Here is a 6,624-nt window from a genome sequence, read left to right on the forward strand (position 1 = left end):
AAGACCTCTTAAAAACCCCGTAAATCCTTCTGTTTTTGTGCCTCCAGAACCGCGCCTCAGTGGCCCGCCCCGGTGGCGTGAAGCGGGTTATAGGGATATGAGCTGACCCTGTCAACGAGCCTTGAGAGAAAACTTCAAAATTTTCACAGGACTGGGGAAACTTTTTCAATAATCGCAAACCCTGTATTTATATGGTGCTTAAAATCGTGGTTTGCCAGCCAAATTCATAATTTTCTCGCCAATTCCATTTTTTCTATAATTTTTCATAGTATCAGGGACAAAATCCAGCCGTATTTGTCTTTCATCAGTTGTCCCTATCTTCAGCATTGTCTATCAATCGTAAACACGTAATGCAGAACTCTGCTGCAGATGGCATCTCTGCCGATTTGGGGAAAGATAAGTAGCTCGATGAATTCTGGTAGGTTCCATACTAATGGAAGGCCTTCCGTCAATCTTGGCAATGAACCTGCTTTGATGGTGGACAGTCTTGCAAGTTCGTCTGACCAGCCCGCACGGCTTAATGGCCGTTGGTTGATCGGGACGATCCTGACCGGCATGACCTCCATTGTATTAATGGGTGGTGCGTTGATGGCTGCGCTTGATGGCCAGTACACCTATAAGACAGCAAAAGCCCCCGCGAGCACTTCAGCAGATCTGACACCACAGCGTAATTCCAGCGGAAAAGGCGACCGTCTGAGCTCCGCAACCGACGGCTTCTCCAATAGGCAGATCATTGAAGTAAACACAGTGACCCGCAGCGATGGCCGTGACCACGTAAAAGCCAAGCCATATGCGCTCGTCAGCGCAAGCCTTGAGAATATCAAGAAACAGGAAACAGCTGCAGACATTCCGCCATTCGACCCGATCACTATGTATCAGGGAGAACAGGTTGCTCCGTTACAGGTCGCCAGTGATGCAATCTACGGTGCCGACATTGAAGGCGAAGTCTCCATTTCTCAGCGCGACTTCCCGCTGGAAGCTATGAGTATGGTCGCTCTTCCCGATCATAAAGAAGAGGCCGTTCAGGAGCAGGTCAAAAAAGCAGCGATGTTCATGCTGGACAATTCCACCGACATTGCCGCTGTGCCGAGCCTCGAAGACTTCAATGCAGGCTTTGCTCCACTTTCAGAACAGTCATTTGAAAACATCGAAGTCCGCATTACAGAAGAAAACGTTTCCTTCCAGCCCAAGTCCCGTAAAATCTCCCAGGCCAATCAGATCGAAGAACGCATAGTTCCAATCCTGACCCAGACTGACTTTATTGACATTCTGCTGGATGGTGAGGCTTCTGAGAACGAAGCGGAAGGCTACATCAAAGCATTTACCGAAAACTTTGGCATCGACACAATCAAAGCTGGTCAGATCTTCCGCCTGTCCCTCAACACGGACAAGATCGAAGAGGACGACGGAATTCTTGTACGTGTCAGCATCTATGAAGATCAACGTCATGTAGGGACCATCGCACCAAACGATGAAGGCGAGTTTGTCGTCGCACCTGAGCCGTCCACACAGATGGCCGCAGACGCGTTTGCATCACAGCAGCAAAACTCCGTTGGCCCTCGCGCCACCTATTATGACTCGATCTACCAGACTGGTCTTGATAACGACGTCCCAACATCCCTCATCAAAGAACTCGTTCGCATCTATTCTTATAGCGTTGACTTCAACGCCTCCGTAAAAAGCGGTGATGAGATGAGCGTCTTCTATGGCCTTGATGCAGACCAGACCACTGGCGCCTCTGAAATTCTTTACACATCCATCACCGTGAATGGTCGCTCACACCGTTTCTACCGTTTCCGTACACCCGACGATGGTGTCGTCGACTATTATGATGAGAACGGCCAGAGCGCAAAGCAGTTCCTGCTCCGTAAACCAATCGCAGCTGGCCGCTTTACATCTGGCTTCGGCATGCGCCGCCACCCGGTTTTGAAAACCCGCCGTTTGCACACCGGCACGGATTGGGCCGCTCCTCGCGGCACCGCAATCTTTGCAGCTGGCGATGGGGTGATCCAAAAAGCAGCTTGGTCAGGCGGTTACGGAAAACGCGTAGAGATCAAACACGCCAACGGCTATGTCACCACATATAACCACATGACCCGCTTTGGTTCTGGCATTCAAAAAGGCCAGAAAATCAGACAGGGCTCCGTTATTGGGTATGTGGGAACCACTGGGCTTTCAACGGGTAACCACCTCCATTACGAAGTGAAGGTGAATGGCCGCTTTGTAAACTCCCTGAAGATCAAGGTACCGCAAGGCCGCATCCTTGAAGCTAAGGTTCTTGAGAACTTCAAGCGCGAACGCGACCGCATTAATGCTCTGATGGAAACAGGCCGTCCAAGCCAACGTGTAGCTTCACTACGGAACTGACCTCAGTTCATCAAAGGGATCTCACGATTAAAGAGCAAATAGCGTCAAACTACTTGCTCTTTATGATAGCGCATGTGCATCAGGATCACGAAAAACCAGAGATAAATACCAGTCTCCAACGCACGTTGCATGAGACCACTGAAAGCGGTTTCCATAGATAGACTGAAGAGCATCACCAGCAAGATCAGCCCAGGCGCCACCCAAAACGATCTTTCAGCTTTGGCATGAGACAACAAACACAATCCCACAACAGCGCAGAAATAGGCCAAAAAGCCAGCAGCCGTATGTATGAGTTGGCTGCGTGTTGGATCATCCATGTTGCATTCAAAATCACACGGAAAGAACGCGGCAACAGCGATAAGCAGCGGGTAACCTGCAAAAACCATCAAGCCAACGCGCTCTGCGCGACTGCGCATCAGATAAGCAAAGCAGATCACGAGGCATGGCAGCAGCAACAGCTCCACAACCGCAAAACCCCAATAATTCACGGCAGGCCCAAACGGAGCGCCGGTTGCTCCAAGAGCGCTCATGAACTGTGAGATATGGTCGTAATCTGGATAGAACTGCCCGCCAATGACAACAGTCGCGGCAAGCCAGAGATAACTGACAACCACAAGCGATATTGCAATATCAACGTGTCTCATACCCGATGCCCTGCCTCCTAACGAACACTCAAGTTTTAGTCTGCATGACTAGACACCAAAAGCACACATTCGAACAGTCGCTTTATGTTTCAGGGTATGTCCACAAGGCACAAAAAAGGGCCGGAAGATCCGGCCCTCTTCTTTAACTCATGATCCAACCTGTCAGGTCGTTTCAAAAAGCAGTCTGTCCGTTCCCGCAGAGACCCGGATGGCCTGACCGTCAGAGATTGATCCAGCCAACAGCATTTCTGCCAATGGATCCTGCACTTGTTTCTGAATAACGCGCTTCAACGGTCGTGCACCATAAGCCGGGTCATACCCCTTCTCGGCAAGCCAGCCCATAGCACCATCATCCAGCTCAAGCTCCATCTTCCGATCGTCCAGCAACTTCTGCAAACGGGCTAGCTGAATTTCGACGATCCGAGACATCTGAGTCCGCTGCAAGCGATGGAAAAGGATAATCTCATCCAAACGGTTCACGAACTCAGGACGGAAGTGCGCTTTCACCGCATCCATCACCGGCCCGCGAACAGCATCAGCATCTTCACCTTCGCCCTGGGAAGCCAAAAATTCTGAACCAAGGTTCGACGTCATGATGATCAGCGTATTGCGGAAGTCCACAGTCCGGCCCTGCCCGTCCGTCAGACGGCCATCGTCCAGCACCTGAAGCAGAACGTTGAACACATCGCCATGAGCTTTTTCAACCTCGTCAAACAGCACAACCTGATAAGGCCGACGGCGCACTGCTTCTGTCAGAACGCCGCCTTCTTCATAACCAACATAACCCGGAGGCGCGCCGATCAGACGAGCAACACTGTGCTTTTCCATAAACTCAGACATGTCCACGCGCACCATGGCTGTCTCATCATCAAAGAGATAGCTGGCGAGCGCTTTAGTCAGCTCTGTTTTACCAACGCCAGTTGGGCCGAGGAACATGAACGAACCGATTGGCCTGTTCGGATCCTGCAATCCGGCACGAGACCGGCGCACAGCAGTAGACACAGCATGAACAGCTTCCTGCTGCCCAACAACACGCTTGGCCAGCTCATCTTCCATACGAAGCAGCTTTTCTCGTTCGCCTTCCAGCATCTTGTCGACGGGAATTCCAGTCCAGCGAGACACAATCTGAGCAATACTCTCACTGCTCACGGTCTCATTGAGCATGGTGTTATCGACATCTTCCGCTGTCTGAGCATTCAAGAGCTTCTTTTCCAGATCAGGAATAACACCGTAGGCCAGCTCACCCGCTTTAGCTAAATTGCCGATACGCTGCGCCTGCTCCAACTCGGTGCGTGCTTCATCCAGCTGCTCTTTTATTTTCTGCTCGCCGCTCAGCTTATCTTTTTCAGATTGCCAGCGTTGTGTCAGTGCATTGGATTCTTCTTCCAGATCAACCAGCTCTTTCTCAAGGCGCTGAAGTCGATCCTTCGTGGCGTCATCATCCTCTTTCTTGAGCGCTTCCCGCTCAATCTTCAGCTGAATGATACGGCGGTCCAGCTCATCCAGTTCTTCCGGCTTGGAATCCACCTGCATGCGCAAGCGACTGGCGGCCTCATCAACAAGGTCAATCGCCTTATCCGGCAGGAAGCGGTCCGTGATGTAACGGTTGGACAGCGTGGCCGCAGAAACAATCGCACTATCTGAAATGCGTACACCATGGTGAAGCTCATACTTCTCCTTGATGCCACGCAGAATAGAAATCGTATCTTCAACCGTTGGCTCACTTACAAACACAGGTTGGAAACGACGGGCCAGCGCCGCATCTTTCTCAACGTGCTTGCGGTATTCATCAAGCGTGGTCGCACCGACGCAGTGCAACTCACCACGCGCCAGCGCAGGCTTGAGAAGATTGGAAGCGTCCATCGCTCCATCTGCTTTCCCAGCCCCAACCAGCGTATGCATTTCATCAATAAAGAGGATCACACCACCAGCAGCGGCTTGCACCTCATTCAAAACACCCTTCAGGCGTTCTTCAAATTCACCACGATATTTCGCACCAGCGATCAGTGCGCCCATATCCAGTGCAAGCAGTTCCTTGTCTTTCAGGCTCTCCGGCACATCACCATTGACGATGCGCAGCGCAAGGCCTTCAGCAATTGCGGTTTTACCAACGCCTGGCTCACCAATCAGAACCGGATTATTCTTGGTACGGCGGGAGAGAACCTGAATGGCACGACGAATTTCCTCATCACGGCCAATCACAGGATCGAGCTTACCGTCGCGGGCTGCTTCAGTCAGATCCTGAGCAAACTTTTTCAGAGCGTCGTATTGATTTTCAGCAGATGCGGAATCCGCAGTACGGCCCTTACGCACTTCGTTGATGGCTTCGTTCAGGGCGTTTGGCGTGACGCCACCTTGAGCGAGAGCCTTACCTGCCTTGCTGTCTTTATCCATAGCAAGCGCAAGCAGCAGCCGCTCAACGGTGACATAACTGTCGCCTGCTTTCTCTGCAATTTTCTGGGCTTGTTCAAAAAGGCGAGCGGTTTCAGGCGCTAGGTACAGCTGTCCATTGCCGCCGCTCACTTTAGGAAGCGCGGCCAGATCAGTCTCAATCTGTAGGCGGACATCCTGCACACGTCCTCCGGCCCGTTCAATAAGACCAGCAGACATGCCCTCGCTGTCATCCAGCAAGACCTTTAAAATATGTGCGGGAGTAAACTGTTGATGCCCTTGTCCCAGAGCGTATGTTTGCGCAGACTGAATGAACCCACGCGCACGGTCGGTGTATTTCTCAAAGTCCATATATAACTCCTATGTGCCGTGTCACCCGAAGCATGACGAAGCATTTTGGGAGGATCCGAGCCTCATAAAGAGCACCCGAAGCAGGAGACTTCCCCCTGCACTCTTCATATAGTAGTTCAAACTGCCGACAAAAGAGGGTCCTCGCAAGATCTTGCCACAATCCTTTGTTCCTCATAGTTTCGAATAGCTTAAACAACGGAATTTAATATGACTTTTTCGCCTGCGCATATCACCGCACTCGCAACACATCCAGTTAAAGGCTTAACGGCTCATCCACTTCAGACCACCACAGTAGAAGCCGGAGCTGTCTTCCCGCTGGATCGTGCCTATGCGATTGAAAATGGTCCATGCGGTTTCGATCCAGCAGCTCCTCAGCACATTTCAAAGAGCAAATTTCTAGTGCTGGTTCGTTATGAAGACGTGGCGCAGGTCAAATGCACATACGATCTGGAAAACAAAAGCATCACTCTGTCCAAGCCAGAGAGTGAAGACATCACGTTACCGCTGGAAACAACAGAAGGACAGGATGCACTCGCAGCCTACTTCACAGCACACATGGGTGAAAAAGCCACTGGCCCGCTCAAAGTCCGCCACGCAGACGACCATGCTTTCACGGATACCGCTGAGAATTTCGTACATGTCGTGAATTTGGCCAGCGTGAAAGCGCTTTCTGAGACTTTGGGCGTGGAGATTGATCCAAGACGCTTCCGCGCAAACATCTATGTTGAAGGCTTGGCAGCCTATGAGGAGTTTGACTGGGCCGACAAGAAAATCCGTTCCAGTTCAGGCGTAGAGTTCAAATTCGCGAAACGCACCCGCCGCTGCGCTGCCGTAGATGTAAATCCAGTCACAGCCGAGCGCGACACCAACA

At 51.4% G+C, this 6,624-nt stretch carries 4 protein-coding genes; 2 read left to right on the forward strand and 2 right to left on the reverse strand.

The annotated features are described in order from the left end of the window. Positions 1–408 precede the first annotated feature (408 nt). On the forward strand, positions 409–2,367 hold the full coding sequence (locus PPL9_RS15005) for a M23 family metallopeptidase (protein ID WP_057463455.1): 1,959 nt from the start codon (positions 409–411) through the stop codon (positions 2,365–2,367). Positions 2,368–2,411: 44 nt separating this feature from the next. On the opposite strand, the gene PPL9_RS15010 is transcribed toward PPL9_RS15005, so the two are convergent. Further along, entirely contained in the window at positions 2,412–3,011 is a 600-nt protein-coding gene (locus tag PPL9_RS15010) for a DUF998 domain-containing protein (protein WP_057463456.1), read from the reverse strand. 162 nt (positions 3,012–3,173) lie between these two features. Continuing rightward, positions 3,174–5,753: an ATP-dependent chaperone ClpB gene (gene clpB, locus PPL9_RS15015; RefSeq protein ID WP_057463457.1), complete on the reverse strand. Its 2,580-nt coding sequence runs from the start codon at positions 5,751–5,753 to the stop codon at positions 3,174–3,176. Between the two features lie 207 nt (positions 5,754–5,960). On the opposite strand from clpB, the gene PPL9_RS15020 reads away from it, so the two are divergent. Continuing rightward, positions 5,961–6,624: MOSC N-terminal beta barrel domain-containing protein (locus PPL9_RS15020; RefSeq protein ID WP_057463458.1), on the forward strand; the 664-nt coding region annotated here is incomplete at its 3' end.

Origin of the sequence: Pseudovibrio sp. POLY-S9 (genome assembly GCF_001431305.1) — a bacterium.
In the GTDB taxonomy this organism is placed as follows: domain Bacteria; phylum Pseudomonadota; class Alphaproteobacteria; order Rhizobiales; family Stappiaceae; genus Pseudovibrio.

What these genes read in the sequence shown, in the direction of transcription:
- PPL9_RS15005 (WP_057463455.1), top strand. Translation starts at nt 409, where the DNA reads ATGAATTCTGGTAGGTTCCATACTAATGGAAGGCCTTCCGTCAATCTT.
- PPL9_RS15010 (WP_057463456.1), bottom strand. Translation starts at nt 3,011, where the DNA reads ATGAGACACGTTGATATTGCAATATCGCTTGTGGTTGTCAGTTATCTC.
- clpB (WP_057463457.1), bottom strand. Translation starts at nt 5,753, where the DNA reads ATGGACTTTGAGAAATACACCGACCGTGCGCGTGGGTTCATTCAGTCT.